This is a genomic window from Phenylobacterium sp. (assembly GCF_030693405.1).
Lineage (GTDB): Bacteria > Pseudomonadota > Alphaproteobacteria > Caulobacterales > Caulobacteraceae > Phenylobacterium.
The window spans coordinates 1-24,801 of record NZ_JAUYAW010000028.1 but is presented as its reverse complement, the minus strand read 5'-3'; the positions used below and the strand labels follow the sequence as shown (position 1 = coordinate 24,801).

Annotated in this window: 22 protein-coding genes and 1 other RNA gene; 18 read left to right on the top strand and 5 right to left on the bottom strand. The window is 68.4% G+C overall.

Annotated features, from left to right (window positions below):
• The 13 genes from Q8N19_RS05345 (at window position 1) to Q8N19_RS05285 (ending at window position 13,212) form a co-directional block, all read left to right on the top strand.
• Window positions 1–825 (top strand): hypothetical protein, encoded by an 825-nt coding sequence (locus Q8N19_RS05345; protein WP_305588564.1) that lies wholly within the window; start codon window positions 1–3, stop codon window positions 823–825.
• A 16-nt stretch (window positions 826–841) separates the two neighbouring features.
• Window positions 842–1,202: a transfer-messenger RNA gene (gene ssrA / locus Q8N19_RS05340) on the top strand.
• 143 nt (window positions 1,203–1,345) lie between these two features.
• The gene (locus Q8N19_RS05335; protein ID WP_305588563.1) at window positions 1,346–1,837 is read left to right on the top strand and encodes an SspB family protein; all 492 of its coding nucleotides are present in this window, start codon (window positions 1,346–1,348) and stop codon (window positions 1,835–1,837) included.
• Window positions 1,838–1,842: 5 nt separating this feature from the next.
• Window positions 1,843–2,313, top strand: a complete 471-nt coding sequence (locus Q8N19_RS05330) for a PaaI family thioesterase (RefSeq protein ID WP_305588562.1) — start codon at window positions 1,843–1,845, stop codon at window positions 2,311–2,313.
• 1 nt (window position 2,314) lies between these two features.
• Entirely contained in the window at window positions 2,315–3,100 is a 786-nt protein-coding gene (locus Q8N19_RS05325; RefSeq protein ID WP_305588561.1) for a C13 family peptidase, read from the top strand.
• An 88-nt stretch (window positions 3,101–3,188) separates the two neighbouring features.
• Entirely contained in the window at window positions 3,189–5,333 is a 2,145-nt protein-coding gene (locus tag Q8N19_RS05320) for a serine hydrolase (protein ID WP_305588560.1), read from the top strand.
• A gap of 173 nt (window positions 5,334–5,506) precedes the next feature.
• On the top strand, window positions 5,507–7,150 hold the full coding sequence (gene fliF, locus Q8N19_RS05315; protein ID WP_305588559.1) for a flagellar basal-body MS-ring/collar protein FliF: 1,644 nt from the start codon (window positions 5,507–5,509) through the stop codon (window positions 7,148–7,150).
• Window positions 7,147–8,190, top strand: coding sequence for a flagellar motor switch protein FliG (gene fliG / locus Q8N19_RS05310; protein WP_305588558.1), 1,044 nt, complete (start codon window positions 7,147–7,149; stop codon window positions 8,188–8,190). The genes fliF and fliG overlap by 4 nt, the downstream gene beginning before the upstream one ends.
• Window positions 8,190–8,840, top strand: coding sequence for a flagellar assembly protein FliH (locus tag Q8N19_RS05305; protein WP_305588557.1), 651 nt, complete (start codon window positions 8,190–8,192; stop codon window positions 8,838–8,840). Before fliG ends, Q8N19_RS05305 begins: the two co-directional genes overlap by 1 nt.
• A 19-nt stretch (window positions 8,841–8,859) precedes the next feature.
• Window positions 8,860–9,195 (top strand): flagellar motor switch protein FliN, encoded by a 336-nt coding sequence (gene fliN / locus Q8N19_RS05300; RefSeq protein WP_305588556.1) that lies wholly within the window; start codon window positions 8,860–8,862, stop codon window positions 9,193–9,195.
• A gap of 27 nt (window positions 9,196–9,222) precedes the next feature.
• Window positions 9,223–10,593, top strand: coding sequence for a sigma-54-dependent Fis family transcriptional regulator (locus Q8N19_RS05295; RefSeq protein WP_305588555.1), 1,371 nt, complete (start codon window positions 9,223–9,225; stop codon window positions 10,591–10,593).
• A gap of 34 nt (window positions 10,594–10,627) precedes the next feature.
• A complete protein-coding gene (gene flhA / locus Q8N19_RS05290; protein ID WP_305588554.1) occupies window positions 10,628–12,709 on the top strand; it encodes a flagellar biosynthesis protein FlhA in 2,082 nt (693 codons plus the stop codon).
• 107 nt (window positions 12,710–12,816) lie between these two features.
• Window positions 12,817–13,212: a DUF4282 domain-containing protein gene (locus Q8N19_RS05285; RefSeq protein WP_305588553.1), complete on the top strand. Its 396-nt coding sequence runs from the start codon at window positions 12,817–12,819 to the stop codon at window positions 13,210–13,212.
• A 35-nt stretch (window positions 13,213–13,247) separates the two neighbouring features.
• Here Q8N19_RS05285 and Q8N19_RS05280 read toward each other — a convergent pair whose 3' ends face one another.
• The 4 genes from Q8N19_RS05280 to Q8N19_RS05265 all read right to left on the bottom strand — a co-directional run bounded on the left by Q8N19_RS05280 (window position 13,248) and on the right by Q8N19_RS05265 (window position 17,301).
• Window positions 13,248–14,318, bottom strand: coding sequence for an endo-1,4-beta-xylanase (locus Q8N19_RS05280; RefSeq protein WP_305588552.1), 1,071 nt, complete (start codon window positions 14,316–14,318; stop codon window positions 13,248–13,250).
• Complete coding sequence (locus Q8N19_RS05275; RefSeq protein ID WP_305588551.1) at window positions 14,315–14,731, bottom strand: flagellar FliJ family protein; 417 nt, start codon at window positions 14,729–14,731, stop codon at window positions 14,315–14,317. Before Q8N19_RS05275 ends, Q8N19_RS05280 begins: the two co-directional genes overlap by 4 nt.
• Entirely contained in the window at window positions 14,728–16,065 is a 1,338-nt protein-coding gene (gene fliI / locus Q8N19_RS05270; RefSeq protein ID WP_305588550.1) for a flagellar protein export ATPase FliI, read from the bottom strand. The genes Q8N19_RS05275 and fliI overlap by 4 nt, the downstream gene beginning before the upstream one ends.
• 93 nt (window positions 16,066–16,158) lie before the next feature.
• Window positions 16,159–17,301, bottom strand: coding sequence for an SDR family oxidoreductase (locus tag Q8N19_RS05265; protein WP_305588549.1), 1,143 nt, complete (start codon window positions 17,299–17,301; stop codon window positions 16,159–16,161).
• 320 nt (window positions 17,302–17,621) lie between these two features.
• Between Q8N19_RS05265 and ctrA the strand changes: the two genes are divergently transcribed.
• The 5 genes from ctrA (at window position 17,622) to Q8N19_RS05240 (ending at window position 24,154) form a co-directional block, all read left to right on the top strand.
• Window positions 17,622–18,317 (top strand): response regulator transcription factor CtrA, encoded by a 696-nt coding sequence (gene ctrA / locus Q8N19_RS05260; protein ID WP_296568098.1) that lies wholly within the window; start codon window positions 17,622–17,624, stop codon window positions 18,315–18,317.
• A gap of 156 nt (window positions 18,318–18,473) precedes the next feature.
• Window positions 18,474–20,867: a M20/M25/M40 family metallo-hydrolase gene (locus tag Q8N19_RS05255; protein ID WP_305588548.1), complete on the top strand. Its 2,394-nt coding sequence runs from the start codon at window positions 18,474–18,476 to the stop codon at window positions 20,865–20,867.
• 43 nt (window positions 20,868–20,910) lie between these two features.
• Window positions 20,911–21,267 carry an arsenate reductase (glutaredoxin) gene (gene arsC / locus Q8N19_RS05250; protein WP_305588547.1) on the top strand — a complete coding sequence of 119 codons (357 nt, stop codon included), beginning with the start codon at window positions 20,911–20,913 and terminating at the stop codon, window positions 21,265–21,267.
• 189 nt (window positions 21,268–21,456) lie between these two features.
• A complete protein-coding gene (locus tag Q8N19_RS05245) occupies window positions 21,457–22,827 on the top strand; it encodes a peptidoglycan DD-metalloendopeptidase family protein (protein WP_305588546.1) in 1,371 nt (456 codons plus the stop codon).
• A gap of 94 nt (window positions 22,828–22,921) precedes the next feature.
• Window positions 22,922–24,154, top strand: coding sequence for a TetR/AcrR family transcriptional regulator (locus tag Q8N19_RS05240; RefSeq protein WP_305588545.1), 1,233 nt, complete (start codon window positions 22,922–22,924; stop codon window positions 24,152–24,154).
• A 225-nt stretch (window positions 24,155–24,379) separates the two neighbouring features.
• Here Q8N19_RS05240 and Q8N19_RS05235 read toward each other — a convergent pair.
• Window positions 24,380–24,801: zinc-binding dehydrogenase (locus Q8N19_RS05235; RefSeq protein ID WP_305588544.1), on the bottom strand; the 422-nt coding region annotated here is incomplete at its 5' end.

Here is a 24,801-nt window from a genome sequence, read left to right as displayed (position 1 = left end):
ATGGCGAACAGGATGCAGCGGGCGGCCCTCGGACTGGCCCTCAGCCTCATGGCCGCCGCCCCGGGTCTCGCCCAGCAGACCTATGTGACCCCGCCTGGCGCCGGTTCGCCCTATCCGCCGCCGGACCCGCAGGACTGGTGGAGCGCCGAGCGCCCGCCGCCCCCGGACGCGGCCGATCCCATGGCCAGGCGCCGGCTGCCCCGCGCAGGCCCGCCGCCCGTGGTCACGCCTGTCGAACCCACCCTCTATCGCCTGTGGGGCCTGCCGCCCCTGCAGACCCAGGTGGTCTATGGCGGCGAGGCGATGATCGAGATCTGGCGCAGGCCCTCCAACAGCGTCGACCAGATAGTCATCCGGCTGACCGCCCGGCGGGATGGCAAGGCCTTCGCCCAGGTCCGCGCGGGCCGCGCCTGCTGCGAGCCCGAGATCGCCCGGCGGGTGGGCTTCGATGTTGAACTGCCCACCGGCTATCGCAGCCGCATTCTGGAGCTGGCCCAGGCCCCGGTCTGGAGCACCCCCCGGGACGCCGTGGCCCAGGAAGGGAACGCCAGCGTCGGCTCCATCTGTCTGGATGGCGTTGCCTATGATCTGATCCGCCTGACTGAGAGCGCCGGCGGGATCCTGCGCCGCGATTGCGAGGACGCCGAGGTGGGGGAAGTGGCAGACCTGCTGGAAACCGCGATCGGCGCGGCCATGGGTCACGAGCCTCGGATTGACGTCCTCTTGCCCAATGGCGCGGATTTCTCGCGGGAGCGGGCGGCCTATGAGGCCCTGATCGCCGGCGGCGGGCGCATCAAGCCCGAGGATCGCCCCCGGGCGCCCTGACGCACCCAACGCGAAGGCTCTTCAAATTCCAGGCGCCGCGCCCTATATTCAACCTGTCCGGTTCGCCGGACTATGGAGATAAACGCGCACGTCATAAGCGGACTGGACCCGGGTGCGATTCCCGGCGGCTCCACCAAATCCTTCCCCGGGTATCGCCGGGAAGTCTGGGGCCGATCAGCATCGACAGACGTCTAAAGGTGTTGCTTTCTCTCGGCTTGGCCCACCGTTTCGGGCCTTTATCTAAATGCGAACGATAACTTCGCTGAAGAAGTCCGTCTGGCTGCGTAAGCGGTCCGATAGATTTCGACATAAACTCCTAGCGTCTTAGCAGCGTTAGGCGGGGCCGGGAGGGGGCCTTGCAACAGAACCCCTCCACCTTTCCCATACCGAAAAGCTACGCCGCCCCGTGTCATGGACGCGTCAGATCGCCGGGATCGTACGCGCCTGGCGCGCGCGCGCTTGCGCGCCGCGCGGCACACGCTACCTTCTGCCCTTTGAAGCGCCCACCACCGGAGACCCCATGGCTCAGGAGCCGCCGGCCCAAGACCAGATGCACTACGAGGCAATGGCCCAGGAGGCTCTGCGCGGGGTGGTGAAGGCCGCCCTGAAGCGCGCGGCCTCGCCTGAAGGCCTGCCAGGGGCGCACCACTTCTACGTCACGTTCAAGACCGACGCGCCGGGCGTGTCCGGGCCTGTGGACCTATTGTCCAAATACCCCGACGAGATGACCATCGTCCTGCAGCATCAGTACTGGGACCTGGCGCCGGGCGAGACCTTCTTCTCGGTCACCCTGAAATTCGGCGGCCAGCCCAAGCGGGTCTCGGTGCCCTATGCCGCGGTTTCCCGTTTCTATGATCCCAGCGTGCAGTTCCTGCTGCAGTTCGAGGCCGCCACCGACGGCGCGGCCGCCGCGGCCGACGAAACGGGCGACGCCGCCCCAGCCGCCGCCCCGGAAACCCCCGCCGATCCGGCCGAAAAGGTCGTCTCCCTCGACCAGTTCCGCAAGAAATAGGCCCCATGACCGACGTCGCCGCCACCGAGCCCGAAGCGCTGACGGACGAGGCCATCCTGGCCCGCTTCCTGCGCACCAAGAACCAGCCCACCGGCTCCCAGACCCTCGGCTTCCGGATGGTCGCGGTCAGCCAGGCTGAAAAGATGGTCGAGGTGGCCTTCGACGCCAAGGCCGAGCTGCTGCTCAATCCCATGAAGCAGATCCAGGGCGGCTATCTCTGCGCCATGCTGGACGAGGCCATGTCGGTGGCCTGCATGGTCGCTTCGGGCATGACCCATGTTGCCCCGACCCTGGAGATGAAGACCAGCTTCCTGCGGCCGGCCATGCCCGGCCAGATCAAGGGGATCGGCCGCGTCGTCAAATGGGGCCGCAGCATCGCCTTCACCGAGGGCGAGCTTTACGATCCCGAAGGCCGACTGCTGGCCAAGGCGACGGGGACGGCCCTGCCCACCCCCTTCAAATCCTACAAGAGCTGACGTGATCCGCCAGCGCGCCGGTCTGAGGTTTCGGATCTGCGCCCTGGCGTTTGGCCTCGCCTGCGGCCTGCTCATCGCCCGACCAAGCCTGGCCGCCCCGTTCGAATCCTGGGCCGCCGTGGTGGTGGCCGGTGACTCCAAGGGCTCGCTTGGCGGGCCAACCGAAGCCTTCGACAACGCCCGCCGCGACATCGCCAAGGCCTTCTCTGGCCTCGGCCTCGCCCCGGGCCAGATCGTCCAGTTCTCCGTCCGGCCCGAAGCCGAACGCGCCCAGAAGCCCCAGAAATCCTCGGTCCGCGGGATCTATGACAGCCTGGGCGCCATGGCGCCCGGCGCGGCAGGCTGCCTCGTCTATTTCACCTCCCACGGAGATCCCCGTGGGGCGCTGGTGGACGACCAGATCCTGCCGCCGTCCATTCTCGGGGCGATGCTCGATCGCAGCTGCGGGACCAAGCCCACGGTCGTGGTGATCTCGGCCTGCTTCTCCGGCGTCTTTGTGCCAGCGCTCGCCAAGCCCAACCGCATGATCCTGACGGCCGCCCGTCCCGACCGCACCTCGTTCGGCTGCGGGGAGGCCGACACCTATCCCTATTTCGACGCCTGCTTCCTGTCCGCCCTGAGCCAAGTGGGGGACTTCATCGCCCTGGGGCGAGCCGTCGGGGTCTGTGTGCGGGACCGGGAGCGGGAGGCGGGTCTGAGCCCGCCCTCGGAGCCGCAGGTCTGGATCGGTCCACAGCTTCGGCCGCTTCTGCCCCTGCTGTCCTTCCCTGCGCCCCCATCCCGGTAACCGGACGCCTTGGACGCCCCGTCGCGGCGCCCTAGAAGAGGGACTCGTGGGGAAATTCCAGACAGAGCGAGTTCCGGTGATGCGCTTCTTGCCTAAGCTTGCCGTAGCGATGCTGGCGGCGGCCCTGTGCCCCCCTGGCGTGGCGCTGGCCCAGCCCGCCCTGCCGGATGCGCCCATTCCTTATGAAGCCTTGCCCACCCCTGCGTCCCGTCCGGCGGCGCGCCCCAGAACCGCCGCGCCCGCCCCGGTCGCGCAGGCGGTCCAGCCTGGCGCCGAGGCCGGGAGCGACGCGCTGACCCCCACAGGCGCGGCCGCAATCGATCCGGCGCGGCTGGAGGCCTATCTCGACGGGGTGATCGGTTCGGCCATGCTGCGAGACCGCATAGCCGGCGTCACCGTCTCGGTGGTGCAGAACGATCAGGTGATCCTCAAGAAGGGCTATGGCCACGCCAGCCTCGCCCCCCTTCGGCCGGTGGATCCCGACCGGACCCTGTTCCGCATCGGCTCGATCTCCAAGACCTTCACCTGGATCCTGCTGATGAACGAGATTCAGGCCGGACGTATCCGCATCGACGCCCCGATCAACCTCTACCTGCCCGAGGCCCTGCAGATCCGCGACCAGGGTTTTACCCAGCCCATCCAGGTGGCCCACCTGCTGGACCATTCTCCGGGCTTCGAAGACCGAATCCTTGGCCAGTTGATGGAGCGGAATTTCGATCGTGAACGCCCCATGGCCCAATATCTGCGCCAGGAACGCCCCCGCCGGGTGCGCGAGCCCGGGCAGTTTCCAACCTATTCCAACTATGGCGTCGGCCTGGCCGGCCAGGCCCTGGTCTATGTCACGGGTCGCCCCTTCGAGGAGTTGGTGGAGGAGAAGATCACCGGCCCGCTGGGCATGTCCCGCACCACCTTCCGCGAACCCCATCCGCCGCGGCAGGGCATTCCGGCGCCCATGGCCCCCAGCCTCGCCCGGGACCTGTCGGACGGCTTCCGCTGGTCGCCGGCCAAAGGCTTTGAAGCGCGCCCGTTCGAATATCTGGGCCATCTCGCCCCGGCGGGGTCGGCCTCGTCCACCGCCGCCGACATGGCGCGCTACATGATCGTGCTGCTGAATGACGGGGTCTACGGCCAGGCGTCCGCGGCAGAGGCGACCGCCGGTGGAGCCGCCCAGCCCCAGGCGATCTTCGGCCCGACCACGGCGCGCGCCTTCCGCACGGCCCTGCGGCCCAATGAGGCCGGGATCAATGACTGGCCCCACGGCTTCATCACCTATCCGCTGCCCGGCGGCCGAAAGGGTTATGGCCACGCTGGCGGCACCCTGTCGTTCAGCTCCAACATGGTCGTGGCCCCTGATCTCGACCTGGGGGTCTTCGTCAGCGTCAACACCGAGAACGGCGCCGAGCTGGCCGCCCGGCTGCCTGCCCAGGTGGTCGCCCAGTTCTACGGGCCGGCGAGCGCACCGCCGCAGGAAGGCGATCCTGAGCTGCGGCGCTCGGCCCGCCTCTATGAAGGTCACTATCTCGGCACACGCCGGGCCTATGTGGGCCTGGAGCGGTTCGTCGGCTTTGTCCTGTCCGGCGTCAGCGTCCAGGTCAGCCGGGATGGGCGTCTCGTCACCAGCGGCCTGAACGGCGCCCGGACCTGGGTCCCCGAAGGGGACGCCACCGCCGGCCGCTTTGTCTCCACCACCGGACCCGAGCGCCTGGTGTTCGACCTGGGCGGCGGCCGGGCTTCGGCCTTCCAGGGGACCTATAATGACATCCGCTACCAGCGGGTCGGACTGTGGAGCCGTCCGGTCGTCCTGGCCTGGCTGGCGGGCCTCAGCGCCCTGGCGGCGGTCGCCACCTTTGTCGGTCTCGCCCTGCGCAATCGCCGCGATCTGCGTCAGACCCAGATCCAGAGCCAAGCCAGCCTGGTCCAGACCATCCAGGCCGTGCTCTGGCTGCTCGCCATGGGGCTGTTCGCCGCCTGGCTGATGGGCGCCTCGGACACCGCCCAGGTGGTCTATACTTGGCCAGGCGCAGGGCTGATCCTGGCCTCGGCCTGCGCCCTTGTGGCGTCGGTGCTGACCCTGGTCACCTTGGCTTCCCTGCTCAGCATCTGGCGGGGCGGACGGCGGCTGGACAGCTGGCCGGTGACGCGCAAGCTCGCCTTCACAGCCACCACCCTGATCTATGCGGCCTTCGCCGTCGTTCTGTTCCATTGGGGCGCCCTGACCCCTTGGAGCAGCTGAGGCGCTCGCCCCTCGGGGCGCCGGGTGCGACATCTCGCCCCGGCGCCAATCGCCCCCACAATCGCGCCCACGGCCAAGTCTTAAACGCGGCGTTTACCATCGACTGGGTAAATCCTGCCTAGCGGTCGGCCCAAAGTGGGCGCCGGTCGCAGGGCTTTGGGGTGGGACGCGCCTTGAATCAGTTTGTTGCCGCCTTGCAGAGGTTCGGGATTGGCCGGCTGGCCGCCATTCTCGGCATCGGCGCCGGCGTGGCTGCAGCCCTGATCGCCCTGACCATGAATCTCGGCCAGCCCAAGGCCCTGCTCTATTCCAGCCTGGACATGCGCGAGGCCGGCTCCATCACCGCGGCCCTCGACCAGGCCGGGGTAAAATATGAGGTCAAGGGCGACGGCTCGACCATCATGGTCAACCGTGACGAGGTCGCCTCCACCCGCCTGCTGTTGTCGGCCAAGGGGCTGCCCACCGCCGGTTCGGTGGGCTACGAGATTTTCGACGACTCCAATGCGCTCGGCCAGACCGACTTTGTTCAGCAATTGAACCGCCAGCGCGCCCTGGAAGGCGAGCTGGCCCGCACCATCCGCAGCCTCGACGGGGTGACCTTCGCCCGCGTCCATCTGGTCCTGCCCAAGCGCCAGCTGTTCGAAGAGGCCGCCGAGGAGCCCTCGGCCTCCATCACCATGGGCGTCGGCGGCCGGGCGCCCAATCCTGACCAGGTGCGCGCCGTCCAGAACCTGGTGGCTGGCGCGGTGCCGCGGATGACCCCGGACCGGGTCACCATTGTCGATCAGCACGGCAAGACGCTGTCGGCCGGGGGCGAGGGCTTCGCCGGCGAGGCCGCCGAGGGTCGCAAGAACGAGGTCGAGCAGCGCATCGCCAAGACCGTCAAGGCCCTGGTGGAAAGCGTCGTGGGACCTGGCAAGGCGCGGGTCAACGTCACCGCCGAGCTCGATCTGGCGCGGGTGACCGTGCAGCAGGAGACCTACGATCCCGATGGTCAGGTGGTCCGATCCGAGCAGACTGTCGAGGAAAACGCCAACGAGAACGAGCCCAACAACAATGGGGCGGTGACCGCCGACGCCAACATCCCGGGCGGGATCGGCGGCGGCGCAGCCGGGGCACTGGCCTCGGCCAGCGGGCGCACCGAATCCACCACCAATTACGAAATCTCCAAGACCGTCCGCACCGAGGTCAACGAGCCCGGCAAGATTCAACGACTGTCGGTCGCCGTGGCCGTCGACGGGGTTCGCCCTGTTGGCGAGGACGGCGCGCCGGGCGAGTACGCCGCGCGCAGCGAAGAAGAGATGGCCCGGATTGAGCAGCTCGTCCGCACGGCGGTCGGCTTCAATGAAGAGCGCGGCGATCAGGTGACGGTCGTCAACATGCCCTTCGATGCGCCGGCCGCCATGGGCGGGGTGGAATCCTCAAATCCGCTGGCGGACTTCGACAAGAACGACATCATGCGCGCGGTGGAGCTGGCGATCCTGGCCATTGTCGCCCTGCTCATCGTCTTCTTCGTGGTCCGCCCCCTGCTCAAGAGCGCCAGCGGCGGCGGCGGCGAGCTGACGGGACAGACCCAGACCATCACCCGCCTGGTGACCACCACCGCGGACGGCCAACCGGTGCAGATCGCCATTGATCCCGCCACCGGCCAGCCCCTGGCCCTGCCCGGCCCCGACGCCCTGGAGCAGAAGATCGACATCGCCCGCATTGAGGGCCAGGTGAAGGCGTCTTCGGTCAAGCGCGTCGCCGACTTCGTCGAAACCCATCCGGAACAGTCGGTCGCGATCCTGCGCAGCTGGCTGCATGAATCCGCATGACCGGTAGCGTGCGCGGCGGCGGCCGCAACAAGACCATCAACGACATCACCCAGCTGAGCGGGCCGGAGAAGGCCGCCGTGGTCCTGCTGGCGCTGGGCGAAGACCATGGGGTGATCTGGCAGAGCCTGGACGAGGAGGAGATCAAGGAGGTCTCCCAGGCCATGGCCAGCCTCGGCACGGTGGCGGCCAATGTCGTTGAAGCCTTGCTGGTCGAGTTCGTCGCCGGCATGTCGGGCGCTGGCACCATCATGGGCTCCTTCGAACAGACCCAGAAGCTGCTGCAGGCCTTCCTGCCCCCCGACAAGGTCGACGCCCTGATGGAGGAGATCCGCGGTCCGGCGGGTCGCACCATGTGGGACAAGCTCGGCAATGTGAACGAGGCCGTCCTCGCCAACTATCTGAAGAACGAATACCCCCAGACCGTCGCCGTCATTCTGTCGAAGGTGAAGTCGGAGCACGCGGCCCGGGTCCTGGGCGCCCTGCCCGAGGACTTCGCCCTGGAATGCGTCACCCGCATGCTGCGCATGGAGCCGGTGCAGCGGGAGATCCTCGACAAGATCGAGCAGACCCTGCGGACCGAATTCATGTCCAACCTGGCGCGCACCTCCAAGCGCGACAGCCATGAGATGATGGCCGACATCTTCAACTCCTTCGACCGCCAGACCGAGTCCCGGTTCATGGCCGCCCTGGAGGAGCGCAACCGCGAGGCCGCCGAGCGCATCCGCGCCCTGATGTTCGTCTTCGAAGACCTGTCCAAGCTCGATCCCGGCGGGGTCCAGACCCTGCTGCGCGGCGTCGAGAAGGATCAGCTGGGCCTGGCGCTCAAGGGGGCCTCGGACGCTCTGCGCGAGATGTTCTTCTCCAACATGTCGGAACGCGCGGCCAAGATCATGCGCGAGGACATGGAGGGCATGGGTCCCGTCCGCCTGAAGGACGTCGACCAGGCGCAGATGAAGATGGTCCAGGTGGCCAAGGACCTGGCGGCCAAGGGCGAGATCATGCTCGCCGGCGCCGGCGGCGACGATGAGCTGATCTACTGATGTCCGAGCCCATCCTCAAAAGATTTGATTTCGACACCGTCTTCGACGACGCGGGCGCCGTGGCGCAGGTCTCGGCCCGGCCCAAGCGCATCTATCCCCTGGAGGAAGTCGAGGTCATCCGCGCCCAGGCCTATGCCGAGGGCGAACGCGCGGCCATGGCCCGGGTGGAAGCTCAGCTGGCCGACGCGCTCTCGACCATCGCCCAGGCCTGCCAGGCCGCCCTGCCCCGTCTGGCGGAGGTGGCGCACGCCCACCGGATCGGTTCGGCCGAGCTCGCCCTGGCCTGCGGCCAGGCGATCGCCGACGCCGCCCTGGACGCCTTCCCCCGCGCACCCCTGAAGGCGGCGCTGGATTCCCTTGCGCGGGAAATCGAGAGCGCCCCGCGCCTGCTGGTCACCGTCTCCCCGACCCTCGCCGAGGGTCTCGAGCCCATGCTGGCGGAAGCGGCCCAGGCCATTGGCTTCGCCGGTCAGATCCAGGTGCGCCCAGACTCCGGCATGGCGCCGGCCGCCTTCGCCCTGGATTTTGGCGACGGGGCGGCGCGCTTCGATCCCGCCGCGGCCGCCCAACGGGTGGCCGAGGCCCTGCAGGCGGCCCTGGCTTCGGAAGGCCTGCACGCTGAACCCCTCATTCCCGGCGGCGACGCCTGACGGGTGAAAGGACCATGTCATGTCTGACGAACTGAAACTCCAGGAGCTGGGGCCGGGTGATCTTCCCGCCATCGACTTCGGCCACGAGGGCGAGGAGAAGGCGGCCAGCGATCTGGCGCCGGTCTTCGATGTGCCGGTCAGCATCTCGGCCGTGCTCGGCCGGGCCCAGATGTCCGTCGCCCAGCTGTTGCAGCTGTCCTCGGGCAGCATCCTGGAGCTGGACCGCAAGGTCGGCGAGGCCATCGACATCTATGTGAACAATCGCCTGGTGGCCCGCGGGGAGGTCGTCATCGTCGACGAACGCCTCGGGGTGACGATGACTGAAATCATCAAGGACGGCGACACGGCGGCCTGAATTGGCGGCGCGTAAGGAGATTTGAAGATGCGGCTTCTGGTCGTCGGAAAACTGGACGGACAGCTCTCTGCGGCGGTGAAGATGGCGATGACCGCCGGCGCCAAGGTGAGCCATGTGGAGACGGTCGCAGCCGCCACCCACGCCCTGCGCGCGGGCCAGGGGGCCGACCTCCTCCTGGTGGATTATGACCTCGACATCGCCGCCCTCATCGCGGCCAACGAGGCCGAGCGCATCCGGGTTCCGGTGGTGGCCTGCGGCGTCGGGGCCGACCCGGCCCGGGCGGCGGCGGCGATCCGGGCGGGCGCCAAGGAGTTCATCCCCCTTCCCCCGGAGGCGGCCCTGATCGCCGCCGTGCTGGCGGCTGTCTCCGACGACAACCGACCCATGGTGGTCCACGACCCCAACATGCAGGCGGTGCTGAAACTGGCCGACCAGGTGGCGGCGTCTGAGGCCTCGATCCTGATCACCGGCGAGAGCGGCTCGGGCAAGGAGGTGGTGGCCCGCTACGTTCACCAGAAGTCGCGACGGGCGGCCAAGCCGTTCATCTCGGTCAACTGCGCGGCCATTCCGGAAAACCTGCTGGAGAGCGAGCTGTTCGGTCACGAGAAGGGCGCCTTCACCGGCGCGCTGGCCCGGCGGATCGGCAAGTTCGAGGAGGCCACTGGCGGCACCCTGCTGCTGGACGAAATCTCGGAGATGGACGCCCGCCTGCAGGCCAAGCTGCTGCGGGCCATCCAGGAGCGGGAGATCGACCGGGTTGGCGGCGCCAAGCCGGTGAAGGTCGACATCCGCATCCTCGCCACCTCGAACCGCGACCTGGCCCAGGCGGTCAAGGATGGGACCTTCCGCGAGGACCTGCTCTACCGCCTGAACGTGGTGAACCTGCGCCTGCCGCCCCTGCGCGACCGTCCGGGCGATATCGTCGCCCTGGCCGAGTTCTTCGTGAAGAAGTACGCCGCCGCCAACGGCGTGCCCGAAAAGCCCCTGTCGACGGAGGCCCGCCGCCGCCTGGCCGCCCATCGCTGGCCCGGCAATGTGCGCGAGCTGGAAAACGCCATGCACCGGGCGGTGCTGCTGTCGGTGGGCGAGGAGATCACCGAGGAGGCTGTGCGTCTTCCCGACGGTCAGCCCCTGTCGCCGGCTGACGCCGGCGCCCGGGCGGCCCAGGCCGCCAGCTTCGCCGCCGAGGCCGTTCAGCGCAGTTTCGTCGGCCAGACCGTAGCCGAGATGGAGCAGCAGCTGATCATCGACACCCTGGAGCACTGCGCCGGCAACCGCACCCACGCGGCCAACATCCTGGGCATCTCGATCCGCACCCTGCGCAACAAGCTCAAGGAGTACACCGAGGCTGGCGTCGCCGTGCCCGCGCCTCAGGGCGCCGGCGCCCACGCCGCCTGAGCCCGAGCCTTAAGCAGGAGTACGAGTAAAGCTGATGGCCCAGAGCAACGCCGCCCCCGCGCCCACCGCCCGCGAAATGCTGGGCTGGCTGACCCGTGGGGAAGTCGCGCTCGCCATCGGGGCGGTGAGCATCATCGTCCTGCTCATCCTGCCGATCCCGGCCTTCCTGCTGGATACCCTGCTGGTTCTGTCGATCACCAGCTCGGTCCTGATCCTGATGACCTCGCTGCTCATCAAGAAGCCGCTGGAGTTCAGCGCCTTCCCCACCGTGCTGCTGGTCACCACGCTGTTCCGGCTCGGCCTGAACATCGGCTCCACCCGACTGATCCTGACCCACGGCCACGAGGGCACGGACGGCGCCGGCAAGATCATCGAGGGCTTCGGCAATCTGATGATGGGCGGCAATTTCGTCATCGGGGTGATCGTCTTCGCCATCCTGGTGGTCGTGAACTTCGTCGTCATCAGCAAGGGTTCGGGACGGATCGCCGAGGTGGCCGCCCGCTTCACCCTCGACGCCATGCCGGGCAAGCAGATGGCCATCGACGCCGACCTGTCGGCGGGCCTGATCGACGACGACGAAGCCAAGCGCCGCCGCAAGGAGCTGGAGCAGGAGTCCACCTTCTTCGGCGCCATGGACGGCGCCTCGAAGTTCGTCCGCGGCGACGCCATCGCCGGCCTGATCATCGTCGCCATTAACATCCTGGGCGGCATCCTCATTGGCGTGATGCAGCATGGCATGCCCGTGGGCGCCGCGGCGGCCGGCTATACGATCATGACCATCGGCGATGGTCTGGTCAGCCAAATCCCGGCCCTGATCATCTCCATCGCGGCGGGCTTCCTGGTCTCGAAGGCCGGGGTGGAGGGCTCGGCCGACAAGGCGCTGGTCGCCCAGCTGGCCATGAATCCCGTAGGCCTGGGCATGGTGGCCGCCTCATCCGGCGTGCTGGCCCTGGTGCCGGGCATGCCGGTCCTGCCGTTTGCCGCGGTGTCCATCGCCGCCGGCGCCCTGGCCTATTACCGGGGCCGCAAGTCCCTGGAGCCGGAGCCCCTCCCCGTCATGGAGCAGGCGACCGAGCCCCAGGAGGAGCCGATCAGCGACACGCTGGCCATTGATGAGATCAAGATCGAGCTGGGTTACGGCTTGCTGCCCCTGATCAACGACCTGGAGGGCCGGCGGCTCACCGACCAGATCCGCGCCCTGCGCCGGACGCTGGCGGCCGAGTACGGCTTCGTCATGCCCTCGGTGCGGATCCTCGACAATATGCGCCTGCCCTCTCAGGGCTACTGCATCCGGATCAAGGAGCTGGAGGCCGGCGAGGGCGAGGTGCGCCTGGGCGCCCTGATGGCCATGGATCCCCGCGGCGGCCAGGTGGAAATTCCCGGCGAGCATATGCGCGAGCCCGCCTTCGGCCTGCCGGCCACATGGATCGACGAAGCCCTGCGGGAGGAAGCGACCTTCCGCGGCTATACCATCGTCGATCCGGCCACGGTGCTGACCACCCACCTGACCGAGATTCTCAAGGACAACATGGCCGAGCTGCTGTCCTACGCCGAGGTTCAGAAGCTCCTGAAGGACCTGCCGGGCGAGCAGAAGAAGCTGGTGGACGACCTCATCCCCTCCATCGTCACCGCCACCACGGTCCAGCGTGTGCTGCAGGCCCTGCTGCGGGAGCGGGTCTCTATTCGCGACCTGCCCGCCATCCTCGAAGGCGTTGGCGAGGCGGCGCCGCATACCGCGTCGGTGGCGATGCTGGTGGAGCAGGTGCGCGGCCGGCTGGCCCGCCAGCTGTCCTACGCCTATCGCGGCGACGACGGCGCCCTGCCCATCGTCACCCTGTCGGCCGAGTGGGAGAACGCCTTCAGCGAGGCCCTGATCGGGCCTGGCGAGGAAAAGCAGCTGGCCCTGGCCCCCTCGCGCCTGCAGGACTTCATCCGCGGGGTGCGCGAAGTGTTCGAGCGCGCCGCCCTGTCGGGGGAAACCCCCGTCCTGCTGACCAGCCCGGCCATCCGGCCCTATGTCCGATCGATCATCGAGCGGTTCCGCGGCCAGACCCCGGTGATGAGCCAAAACGAGGTTCATCCCCGCGCCCGGCTCAAGACCCTGGGCACGATCTAGTCGACGGCGGGAGAAGCTGCGCTTTTCCAAAGTTGCCGGGAACGCTTGCGGCTGATAGCGGTTTGGCGCGCGGGACGCCCTTTGGTCCCCCAAGCGTTGGATGACGAATGGCCAGCAGATCGAAACCCAAGCGCGGCGCCGGAGCCTCCCTGTTCTGGGACCTCCTGACGTTCGACCGGCTCATGACCAACTCGGTGATCCACCTGATCTACTGGGCGGGCCTGGGGGTCATCGCGCTGGGCGCCTTCGGCACGATCGGCGCCGCCGTGGGCGTGGCTCTGCGCGAGGAAAGCCTGATGGGCCTGATGCTGGCCATCCCCGTCCTGGTGGCGGGCCTGCTGGTGGTTGGCGCGCTCATCCTGCTGTGGCGCTCATTCTGCGAATTCTATGTGGCGATCTTCCGGCTCAGCGATGACCTGCATGTGCTGCGCCAGCAGGCCGACGCCGAGCGGCTGGCCCCGCCTCGCCCGGCCGCTCCGCGTCCGGCTCCGCCGCAGACCTGATTTCGCAGACCTGACTTTTCAAGCGCAGTCGTCGCTCAGCCGACCTGGGCGGCCCAGGCGGCCGCGGCGGCCTTGGGCCGGCCCTGATCATCGAACGGCAGGGGCGTGTCGCGCCCGTCTTCGCGCTTGAGCCAGGACTCGCTGTCGCGCAGCCCCCAGAAGCTGAAGGCGAACCGCTGCCTTGGCGGCAGCGCCATGAAGGCCTCGGCGGCCTCCGCATAGAGGGCCGCCTGCTGGCGCTCCAGCTCCGCCCGGTTGAGCCTGAGGCCCTGGGCCCGGCTCAGGGAGACGTCGAATTCCGAGACATGCACCTGCAGGCCGAACTGGCCGAGCTCGGCGATGGTGCGGGCGATCTCGCCCGGCGCCTGGTCGGCCGCCACATGGGTCTGGGTGCCCACCCCGTCGATCGGCGCCCCGGCCGCCAGCAGCCGCTCCACCAGACGCAGGAAGGTCGCGCGCTTCTTCGGAATCCATTCGAGATTGTAGTCGTTGAGGAACAGCCTGGCGGAAGGGTCGGCTTCCCGGGCGTTCTGGAAGGCCAGCACCATATGCTCGAAGGCCCCGAGCCGCTGGCTCCACAGGCTGTCGCGCCAGCCCTCGCCGTCCTCGGCCACCGCCTCATTGACCACGTCCCAGCCCACCGCCTGACCGCGATAGCGACCGACCACGGCGTGGATGTAGTTGCGATAGGCCTGGGCGAAGCTGACCCGGCCCTCGTCCAGCCGCTCGAAGGCCGGCGAGGTCTGGGCGTACCAGACCAGTGTATGGCCAAACAGACCCAGGCCGTTGGCGCGGGCGAAGGCGGCGATGGCGTCCGGCGCCTCGAAGCGGAAGGTCCCATCGTCGCGGACGATGTACTCCATCTTCATCTCCCACTCCGGCGTGAGCTGGGAGGCCTGGGCGACGATCAGGCGCGCCAGGGACGGGTCGGTGAGATGAACGGCCTGGACCGCCGTCCCGACGGGGAACGGGGCGATGGACTTCAGGGGCGGCAGGCTGACCGTGGGGGTCTGCGACTGAGCCGCAGGCTGGCAGGCGCCGAGCGCCAGGGCAGAGCCCAGCAGGCTGCGGCGGCTGAGGCCGTAGAGCGAGCCGGGCAGGCTCACCGGCGGCCCGCGGCGGCCCGGCGGAGGCCCATCTCGTCCATGGCCGCGGAATCCCGGCGGGCCAATTCGCGCACCTGTTTCAGCCGGATCTCCTCGGCCACCTGTTCGTACTTCTTCTGCTCTTCGAAGGCGCCATTCAGGGCGTCGCGGGCGCCTTGCTCTTCAAGATCGATCGCCTTCAGCTGGTCGAACAGGGCCGCCCGCCGGGCCCGCAAGCCGTCCAGGAAGCCAATGTGGTACCAACCGGCCTCGGCATTGGACCGGGCGTTCTGCGCCTCGGCCTCGCCCTCAGCCTCCAGCATCAGCAGGCGCATCTCGACGTCGGACCGGCGCTGATTGATCTCGGCCATGCGCTTTTGCAGCACCTCCACCTCATAGGTGGACAGTTTCACGAGGGACTTGGCCCAGCTCATGCGGCGACGCCTTCAAGAATGTGGGACAGGGCGCCGAACGAGTCCTCGAGGCTGGTGGCCTCGTCCTGGTCCTGGCTGAGAAACCCTTCGAGGGCCGGGTTGAGGGCGATCGCCAGGTCCACCTGCGGATCAGAGCCTGGCCGGTAGGCGCCGATGCGGATCAGCTCCTCCATATTGGCGTAGGCCGAAAGCGCCTGACGGGCGGCTGTGACGATCTGGCGTTCGTGAGGCTGGTGACAGCCGGGCATGGTCCGGCTGATGGATTTCAGCACATTGATGGCCGGGAAGCGGCCGCGTTCGGCGATGGCCCGCTCCATGACGATGTGGCCGTCGAGAATCCCGCGCACGGCGTCAGCGATGGGTTCGTTGTGGTCGTCCCCGTCCACCAGCACGGTGAAGAGCCCAGTGATGGGCCCGGCCCGCGTGCCGTCCGGACGGATGGGACCGGGACCGGCGCGCTCCAACAACTTGGGCAGTTCGGTGAAGACGGTAGGCGTATAGCCCTTGGTGGTCGGCGGCTCGCCGGCGGCCAGGCCGATCTCGCGCTGGGCCATGGCGAAGCGGGTGACAGAGTCCATCAGGCACAGGACCTCCATGTCCTGGTCACGCATGAACTCAGCGATAGCCAGCGTCATATAGGCCGCCTGCCGGCGCTTCAGGGCCGGTTCGTCAGAGGTGGCGACCACGACGATGGCGCGGCGCAGGCCCTCCTCGCCCAGGGTCTCTTCGATGAACTCGCGGACCTCCCGGCCCCGCTCGCCGATCAGACCCACGACCACGGCGTCGCAGTCGGCGTTGCGCGCCAGCATGGAGAGCAGCACGGACTTGCCGACGCCCGAACCGGCGAAGACGCCCAGGCGCTGACCCCGGCAGCAAGTGGTGAAGACGTTCATGGCCCGGACCCCCAGGTCCAGGCGGGCGCCCACCCGGTCGCGGGCGTGGGCCGGCGGGGGCGGCGCGCGAAGGGGATAGGCCGCCAGGCCCTGGGGCAGCGGCCCCTTGCCGTCGATAGGCTCGCCAAAGGCGTCAATGATGCGGCCAAGCCAGGCCTTGGTGGGGCGCACCGCCGAGCCGCCGGGCTCGATGCGGATTTCAGCGCCGGGCGCGACGCCCTCGACGGCGCCGAAGGGCATCAAAAGGGCGCGGGCGTCGCGGAAGCCGACCACCTCGGCCGGCAGCGGCGGGGCGCCCAACCGCTCGATTTCAGCCCGGGCGCCGACGGCCAGCCGCGTCACCCCGCCCCGGGCTTCAATGAGCAGCCCGTTGACGGCGGCCACACGGCCAGAGACGGAAAGTGGATCGATACGCTCGACGGCGGCGACGAGACTGCGCAAAGGCCGGGCCCCCGGAAATCACTGATCTCCAGGGTCGCTCGGCAGGCTTAATCCCAGGTGAAGATTCGTAAACGAACCCGGGGACGCGCCCCCTCAGCGCAGGACCCTGGCCAGCCCCAACGCCTCCCGCGGGTGGCGGGCGGCCAGTCTGGCCGCAGCCAAAGGCCGCTGCAGGGCGGCCCGTGCGACCATGGGCCGCGCCAGCTTCGCCGCCAGGGGCCGGGCGTTGCGGGCGATCGGACCGCGGCCGAGATAGGCCACAGCCGCCACAAGGGCGAGGGCGCCGACGCCCAGCGTCACGCCAGGATGTTGCTGAGCCTTGGTGTAGACGCTGAACCGGCGGCCGCCATAGGCGTCGGTGCGGACGTGGCCATCCTTGCCGGCGGCGTAGAGGTTGTCCCCGGGGACCCTCGCTCCCTTGCGCTTGGCCAGCTTTGGCATGACGACGGCGAACAGGGCGTCGGCCAGCCCCGGGGCGCCGCCGCCCAGTAGCGCCATCTGCCGACCGCCTGAGCCGACCGTCACGTGGCGGGTGGGATGCTGGGCGACATGCAGGATGGCATCGGCCACCACCTCAGGCGCATAGACCGGCGGCGGCACGCGGGGCGCCTTGTCCATGTAGTTGCGGGCATGGTCCGGGAAGGGGGTCGAGATGCTGCTGGGCTTGATCAGGGTGACGCTGATCGGCGCCTTCTCCCGGGCGAGCTCCATGCGCAGGGCGTCGGTGAAGCCCTTCACCGCATGCTTGGACGCCGAATAGGCGCCCAGCAGGGGCACGGCGACATCGGACAGGACCGAGCCCAGGTTGATGATCGCGCCGCCGGACTTGCGGCCCTTGAGGTGCTTGACCGCCTCCAGCGAGCCGTTGACCACGCCGAAATAATTGGTGCGGAACAGGCGCTCGTGATCCTCCAGCGGGATGGACTCCAGGTCGCCATAGAGGCCGACGCCGGCGTCGTTGATCCAGGTGTCGAAGCCGCCGAAGCGCGCAATGGCGGCCCTGGCGATGGCCTCGACCTGAGCGGGATCGCCCACATCGCCAGCCACCGCGTGGGCCCGGCCGCCAGCCGCGTTGATCTCGTCGGCGACCGCCTTGAGGGCCTCCTCATTGCGCGACGCCAGGACGACCGCGGCGCCGGCCTTTGCGGCGCGCCGCGCCGTGGCCAGTCCGATGCCAGAGGAGGCGCCCGTAATCACAATGACCTGTTCAGACAGGGGCTTCAGCTTGACGGGCATGGGTCGTCCTTTTGGCGGCGAGGGGTCAGCGGGCTAGCCGTGCAAACGGTCTCACAGCCTGGCCGTTCCCCGAATTCCCGCGCCGGCGCCCGACCCCCGCTTCGGCGCCCACGTCCAATCACAAAAGATTCAACTGGACTGCGACTCGCCGCCGCGCGCCGCCCCTTGCCGCTGATTCTCAAATCGGATTAACGAATTGCTCAGAGGCCCTTCAATATTAACCGGTCTTAAATTAACTCACCGGCAAGATTACCGGGAGGGGCTTGGACGGTTTCCGAACCGGAGACATCCAAGCTGCGCTGTCGTTCGAGGAGGGACTGATGCGCGTTCTGTTGATTGAGGATGACAGCGCCACGGCGCAGAGCATCGAATTGATGCTGAAGTCAGAAGGCTTCAACGTCTATACGACCGACCTGGGTGAGGAAGGCGTCGATCTGGGCAAGATCTACGACTATGACCTTATCCTGCTCGACCTGAACCTGCCCGATATGAGCGGCATGGATGTGCTGCGGACCCTGCGGGTGGGCAAGATCAACACCCCGGTCATGATCCTGTCCGGCTCCGCCGAGATCGACACCAAGGTTAAGACCTTCGGGGCCGGCGGCGACGACTACATGACCAAGCCTTTCCATAAGGACGAGCTGATCGCCCGCATCCATGCGGTGGTCCGGCGCTCCAAGGGCCACGCCCAGTCGGTCATCCGCACCGGCGACATCGTGGTGAACCTGGACGCCAAGACCGTCGAGGTGAACGGCGCTCGGGTCCACCTGACCGGCAAGGAATACCAGATGCTCGAGCTGCTCTCCCTGCGCAAAGGGACGACGCTCACCAAGGAAATGTTCCTGAACCACCTCTATGGCGGCATGGACGAGCCTGAGCTGAAGATCATCGACGTCTTCATCTGCAAGCTGCGCAAGAAGCTGGCCGCGGCCGCCGAGGGCAAGCACCACATCGAAACCGTCTGGGGCCGCGGCTACGTGCTGCGCGACCCGCAGGAGTCCGCCGTCGCCGCCTGACGACGTCGCCCTTCCAGACTCGATCAAGACAGAACGCCCGCCGCTCCTTCCGGCGGGCGTTTCTGTGTCCGCGGCCGCCTGTCAGGCGAGCGGCGATGGCCAGTCACACAAAACAGGCTAGGTTCCCCCGCAAGAACAAGACGGGGAGGACAAGCCATGGAACGGACGATCGCGCTGGTGGTCTGCCTGATCCTCGGGGCCGTGATCGGCTGGCTCGGGGAGCAGGCCCCCCGCCCCCTTAGCCCTGAGGCGCCGCCGGAAGTCTTCTCCGCCGGCCGGGCCCTCGCCGACATCGAGATCATCGCCCGCGAACCCCATCCCACGGGCAGTCGCGCCAACTTCGCTGTCCGCGAGCATCTGGTCGAACGGATGACGGCGCTTGGCCTCTCCCCCCAGGTGACGGTCGCCCGCCCGGTCTGGACGCGGGAGACCGCGGGGAAAACCCATGTCACGGGCGCCCGTATCGAGAACCTGACCGGGGTGCTGCCGGGCCGGGATCGCACGGCGCCGGCCCTGGCCCTGATGGCCCACTATGACAGCGTGCCGCGCTCGCCGGGCGCTGGGGATGACGCCACCGGCGTGGCCGCCATACTGGAGATCATCGGCGTCCTGCGGGCTCGAGGTCAGCCCGAGCGGGACGTGATCGTGATCTTTACCGATGGGGAAGAGATCGGTCTGCTAGGGGCCAGGGCCTATTTCGAACAGCCTGGCGCTGCCGAACGGATCGGCTTCCTGATCAATCTGGAGGCCCGCGGCTCGGCCGGACGGGTCAACATGTTCCAGACCGGCGTCAATGGCGGCCCGACCATCGACCTCTACGCCCGGGTGTCTCCGAGATCGCCGTCCAACTCCCTGGCGAGCTTCGCCTATGAGCAGATGCCCAACGACACGGACTTCACGGTCCCGAGGGATCTGGGGGTAGCCGGGCTCAACTACGCCTTCGCCGGGCGGCAGTTCGACTATCACAGCCCCACCGCGGGCGTAGACACCCTGTCCCCTGGCTCTGTCCAGGACATCGGCGACCACGCCCTGGCCGCCGCCATCGCCGCGGCCTATTCCGACACCCTGCCCGGCCAGGGGCCAGACCTCGTTTATGCGCCCCTGCCAGGCGGCAAGATCGTCGCCTACCCGCCATCCCTGGGATGGGGCCTGCTGGCGGCCGCGGCCCTGTTGCTGATGCTGGGCGCCGTCCGGGCCCGCAGGGCCGGCCAGGAGATCAAGATCCTGGATGTCGCTCAGGGCGCGCTGGCTGGCCTCTATGTCCTGCTGGCCGGCGCCGTGATCCTGCGCTTCGCCCGACAGGCGACCGGGGTCGGATTCGGTTACCTGGAGCAACGGGAGCTGCTGGCCCAGGCGGCGCGGTTCGAGGTGGTGGTCATTCTCCTGGCGCTGGGCGTCGTCCTGCTGGCGGCCGCGGCGCTCGCCAAGGGCGGCATGCGGTTGACCACCGCGCTGCTGGCCATCGGCGCCGGGCTCGGCTGTCAGATCGGCGGGTGGGACCTGCCGGCGCTCGCCCTCGGGCTGGTGGCCAGTCTCGTCGCCCTGATCACCTTCGGCCGCCCCGCCCAGCGCAGCGCGAGCTGGATCGGCCTGCTGGCCATGGGCCTGGCCGGCGGCCTCGCCCTACAGGCGACCGTCCCGACCACCGCCTTCCTGATCAGCTGGCCGCTACTCCTGGCCTGCCTGGGGGCTGCACTCACCAGCCTGGGCGCCGCCCGGGCCCTGCCGTTGCGGGTCTCCCTGATTGTGCTCGGCGGCGCCGGCCTGGGCTGGCTCGGCTTCGCCATCCATGCCGTCTATGTGAACCTCGACATGGTCGAGCTCCTGGCGATCCTGGCCTGGCTGACGGCCTTCCTGCTCTGGCCCTTCGCTCACCCGAAGATGGGCGGCGCCGGACGCATCACCGCCCTGCTCGTCCTGGGGGCGGGCTTCGTCCTGCTGGCGGTGGTCAGGTTCGATCCGCCATGGTCGGCGCGATACCCGCAGGCGACCATGCCGCAATACCTGGTGGATCAGACGTCGGGCCAGGCGCACCGGCTGGAGGCCGCCCCCCACCTGACCGACTGGAGCCGCCGCCTTCTGTCGCCCGATGGGGAGGCTATCGGTCCGGTTGACGCCAGCCCGGTCTGGCGACGGCCGGTCCAGGGGGCGCCTGCGCCGATGCTCGACCTGCCCGCCCCGCGCTTCGATCTGGACGCTGGCGGCGGCCGACGCGTCCTGTCGGCGACTCCCCCGGCCGGCGCCGTCACCCTGACCCTGGAGCTTCGCAGCAATGTTCCCGTGGAGGATGTCCGCCTGAACGGTCGGCCGGTCGCCCTGCTGGCGACGCCAGGCCAGTGGTCCCAACTGCGCTGGAGCGCCGATCCTCAGCCCGTCCAGGTCAGCTTCAGCACCCAAGCGGCCTCTGGAACTGTGGAGATCAGATATGGGGCGATTACGCCGGCCTGGCCGGTCGGGGCGAGGCCCCCGCCGCCGCGCCCAGATGATGTGATGGCGTTCGATGCCGGCGATTCCACGATCGTGAAGGGGGAGACATCACTGAACTGGTAAGGCTTCGCTTGGCTCGAAGGCCGGCCTCGGCTATCCCAGGGCCATGAGCAGACCCGACGTGGTGATCTATCACAACCCCGCCTGCGGAACCTCGCGCAACACCCTTGCCCTGCTGCGGGAGAAGGGGGTCGAACCGACCGTCGTCGAATATCTGAAAGTCGGCTGGACGAAGGAACAACTTCAGGAGCTTGTGGATCGTTCCGGCGCCAGCGCCCGTGAACTGCTTCGCGAGCGTGGCACCCAGGCCGCCGAGCTTGGTCTGACGGACCCTGCGACCTCTGACGAGGCCATACTGGCGGCGATGATCCTCGACCCTATCCTGGTCAACCGGCCGATCGTCGTGACCGAAAAGGGGGTCGCCCTGTGCCGCCCGCCCGAACGCGCGCTGAATCTGCTGTGAAAAGACTCATCCCTGAGGCGACCGGGTTCCCCCGTAGCGCGCCAGGGGGCGACAAATCGACCTTTCTCCCTAAAGTTACCAACGGTTAACCGCATGACCCGACTCTGGCATGGCCTACCACTTGCTGTATCTCGTCGTGTCAGGTCATGGGTGACCCAGACTGTGGCGTCGTTGGAATCCGGGGGCACGATGCAAGAGTTCGATCCCAGACGGCCGACCCTTCGTTACGCGCCCCGCCTGATGGTGGGCGTGGGCGGCATCTGCGCTTTGGCCCTGGGCTGGAAGCTCACCGCCGCCGAGGCCACCGCGCCGACCCCGCCCCTGCTGGACTCCGCGGCCATCAGCGCCCTGCAGCACGAAGCCTTCGCCCAGGCTGAGGCCCTTCCCGGCTTCGCCCGTCCCGAGAGCGTGGCCGTCAAGGTCCTGCCCGGCGACACCCTGGAAGCCGCCGTGGCCCGGACCGGGGTCTCCGCCGAGGAGGCCCGCCAGGCGGTCCGCACCCTGGGCGAGGCCATGGACACCGTCCACATCAAGGCCGGCATGACCTTCGACGCCGCCATCGCCCGTCCCGATGATGAGACCGGCCAGGCCCGTCTGATCGGCCTGTCCCTGCGCACCGGCCCCGCCACCGCCGTGACCCTCTCGCGCACCTTCGACGGCGCCCTGCGTCTGCGGGAGATGGAAGAGGCGATCCGCAACGAGACCACGGTCGCCCAGGGCGAAATCCACGGCTCGCTCTATGAAAGCGCCGCCAAGCTGGGCGCCACCTCGTCGGTGACCTCCAAGGTGGTCAAGCTGTTCGCCCACAAGCTGGACTTCCAGCGGGACATCAAGGCCGGCGACGAGTTCAAGCTGGTCTTCGAACGCCGGGTCACCGAAAGCGGCCGCGTGGTCGAGACCGGCGAGCTGGAATACGCCGAGGTCAAGGGCGTCAAATTCTATCGCTTTGAACGCAATAACGGCGACGTCGACTATTTCGACGAGACCGGGAAGAACATCCGCGGCTTCCTGCTGCGCACCCCCGTGGACGGGGCCCGCATCACCTCAAACTTCGGCCCCCGCCGCCATCCGGTGCTGGGCTTCCGCCGCAGCCACCAGGGCGTTGATTTCGGCGCCGGCACCGGCACGCCGATCCTGTCGGCCGGCGACGGGGTGATCGTCGAGGCCCGCCGCTGGGGCGGCTATGGCAACTGGGTGCGCGTGCGCCATGCCGATGGCTGGGAGACCGGCTACGCCCACGCCTCCCGCTTCGCCAAGGGCGTCCGCCCCGGCATGCGGGTCAAGCAGGGGCAGGTGATCGCCTATGTGGGCTCCACCGGCATGTCCACCGGCCCGCACCTGCACTACGAAGTCTGGAAGAACGGTCAGCGGGTCAACCCGATCGGCGCCAAGGTGCCCCAGGGCACGATCCTGACCGGCGGCGAGCTGGCGGCCTTCAAGGCCAAGAAGAGCCGGATCGACACCCTTCTGGCCAGCTCCGGCCCGGCCAAGGGCGATGCAGCGGTCAAGCTGGCGGCCGCGGAGATCGACACCGTGGCCCTGGCGGACCTGCGCCGCTGATCGACCGGCCAGACTGACCTTGCGTCAGGGTTTCGCTGGAGCCGCCTGGGGCCTAAGCTGAAGTGACGAGCGAACGTCACCACTCGGAGGCCCCGTGACCGTCGCGACCAGTCCCCCACCGCGCGCCCGCTACGCCGCCCGGCGCGACGCCATCCTGGCCGCCGCCTGCAAGGTCTTCATCGACCAGGGCGTCAGCGGATTCACCCTGGCGGCCGTGGCCAAGCGGATGGATCTGCATCCGGTCAGCCTGACTTACTATTTCAAGCGCAAGGAAGACCTGGCCGCCGAGTGCATGCGGCTGACCTTGTCGCGCTTCAACGCCATGCTGGAGAGCGCCGAGCGCGAGGAGACCGCCCAGGCGCGGCTGCGCGCCTTTGTCGGCGCCTACTTCGAGACCCGGCGGGGCATCGTGCTGGGCGAAGCGCCGCGGCTGCTGCCCTTTGGCGAAATCACCCAGATCGGCGCCCCTGGCGACGAAGAACTGGTCGAGGCCTATCGGGCGCTGCGCCAGCGGCTGGCCCGTCTGCTGCGCCCGGCCGACGCCCCCTGGCTGACCGGCCCGCGACGTTACATGCTGGCCCACCTGATCATCGACCAGCTCTGCTGGTCCGACACCTGGATCGCTGGCTACGAGATCGCCGACTTCGGACGGGTCGCCGAGAAGATCTCAGATGTCATGATCAACGGCCTGGCGGCGCCTGGCCAGACCCGGCCGGACAAGCCGTTGCTTGATCTCGGCGCGCCGCCGGCTCTGAACGACGAAGTCACCCGGGAGCGGTTCCTGGTAGCGGCCACCGAGATCATCAACCGCGAAGGCTATCGCGGCGCCTCCGTGGACAAGATCTCGGCCTATCTGAACGTCACCAAGGGCTCCTTCTATCACCACAACACCGACAAGGATGAACTGGCCCGCGCCTGTTTCGAGCGCACCTTCGACCTGATCGATGAGGCCAAGAGCCGGGGCCGGTCGGAGCCCAGCGGGTGGGAACGGCTGTGGCTGATCTCAGCCTCCCTGACGGCTCACCAGACGAGCGGCGAGCGCGGCCGGATGCTGCGCCATTTCGCCCTCTCGGCCATGCCGGGCGAACTCCGCCGGTCCATTTCCGGGCGCTTCCAGCAGATCGCCAACGCCTTCTCCGGCATTATCGCCGACGGCATCGCCGATGGCTCGCTCCGCCCGGTCGACCCGCTGCTGTCGGCGCATCTGGTGATGGCGATGTTCAATTCCGTGCTGCTGCTGGAGCACTGGGGCGAGGACGCCACCGTCGAGACGGTGATCAGCGCCTATGTCCGCCCCGCCCTGATGGGCTTCTTCACCCCCGAATAGGGGCGCGCAAGTCCATAGAAAAAGGGGCGGCCGCCGCCGCCCCTTTTGGACGCCCCCAGAATCGTCGCGGACCAATGCCGCCGCGCCCGATCTCCCCCCTAGGAACGTCGTTGACCGAACCCCAGTAGGTGAAGCTTGCCCGGGGTCTCCCCCGACGACAAGCCCGCACGCCTATTAGGAGAAAGGCGGATCACCTTGTGACCCGCCTGCCCCGACATCAGGCGCTCAGGCGTCGAAGACGATGACGGAGCGGGCGATTTCCCCGCGCTTCATCTCGTCGAACGCCTCGTTGACCTGCTCGAGCTTCAGCCGGCGGGACACCAGGTCGTCCAGCTTCAGCCGTCCCGACATGTAGAAGTCCACCAGCCGGGGCATGTCGACGGGGAAGCGGTTGGACCCCATCATCGAGCCCTGGATGCGCTTTTCTCCCAGGAAGGCCGCGCCCATCAGGCTGATGGTCTGGCCCACGGGGATCATGCCGATGATGTTGGCCGTGCCGCCCCGGCGCAGCATGTTGAAGGCCTGCTCGGCGGTCTTGGCCAGGCCAATGGCTTCGAAGGCGTGATGCACGCCGCCCTTGGTCATCTCCATCACCGCCTTCACCGCATCGGTGTCAGCCGCGCAGATGAAGTCCGTCGCCCCGAACG

What these genes read in the sequence shown, in the direction of transcription:
- Q8N19_RS05345 (WP_305588564.1), top strand. Translation starts at nt 1, where the DNA reads ATGGCGAACAGGATGCAGCGGGCGGCCCTCGGACTGGCCCTCAGCCTC.
- Q8N19_RS05335 (WP_305588563.1), top strand. Translation starts at nt 1,346, where the DNA reads ATGGCTCAGGAGCCGCCGGCCCAAGACCAGATGCACTACGAGGCAATG.
- Q8N19_RS05330 (WP_305588562.1), top strand. Translation starts at nt 1,843, where the DNA reads ATGACCGACGTCGCCGCCACCGAGCCCGAAGCGCTGACGGACGAGGCC.
- fliG (WP_305588558.1), top strand. Translation starts at nt 7,147, where the DNA reads ATGACCGGTAGCGTGCGCGGCGGCGGCCGCAACAAGACCATCAACGAC.
- Q8N19_RS05305 (WP_305588557.1), top strand. Translation starts at nt 8,190, where the DNA reads ATGTCCGAGCCCATCCTCAAAAGATTTGATTTCGACACCGTCTTCGAC.
- fliN (WP_305588556.1), top strand. Translation starts at nt 8,860, where the DNA reads ATGTCTGACGAACTGAAACTCCAGGAGCTGGGGCCGGGTGATCTTCCC.
- Q8N19_RS05295 (WP_305588555.1), top strand. Translation starts at nt 9,223, where the DNA reads ATGCGGCTTCTGGTCGTCGGAAAACTGGACGGACAGCTCTCTGCGGCG.
- flhA (WP_305588554.1), top strand. Translation starts at nt 10,628, where the DNA reads ATGGCCCAGAGCAACGCCGCCCCCGCGCCCACCGCCCGCGAAATGCTG.
- Q8N19_RS05285 (WP_305588553.1), top strand. Translation starts at nt 12,817, where the DNA reads ATGGCCAGCAGATCGAAACCCAAGCGCGGCGCCGGAGCCTCCCTGTTC.
- Q8N19_RS05275 (WP_305588551.1), bottom strand. Translation starts at nt 14,731, where the DNA reads ATGAGCTGGGCCAAGTCCCTCGTGAAACTGTCCACCTATGAGGTGGAG.
- Q8N19_RS05265 (WP_305588549.1), bottom strand. Translation starts at nt 17,301, where the DNA reads ATGCCCGTCAAGCTGAAGCCCCTGTCTGAACAGGTCATTGTGATTACG.
- ctrA (WP_296568098.1), top strand. Translation starts at nt 17,622, where the DNA reads ATGCGCGTTCTGTTGATTGAGGATGACAGCGCCACGGCGCAGAGCATC.
- Q8N19_RS05255 (WP_305588548.1), top strand. Translation starts at nt 18,474, where the DNA reads ATGGAACGGACGATCGCGCTGGTGGTCTGCCTGATCCTCGGGGCCGTG.
- arsC (WP_305588547.1), top strand. Translation starts at nt 20,911, where the DNA reads ATGAGCAGACCCGACGTGGTGATCTATCACAACCCCGCCTGCGGAACC.
- Q8N19_RS05245 (WP_305588546.1), top strand. Translation starts at nt 21,457, where the DNA reads ATGCAAGAGTTCGATCCCAGACGGCCGACCCTTCGTTACGCGCCCCGC.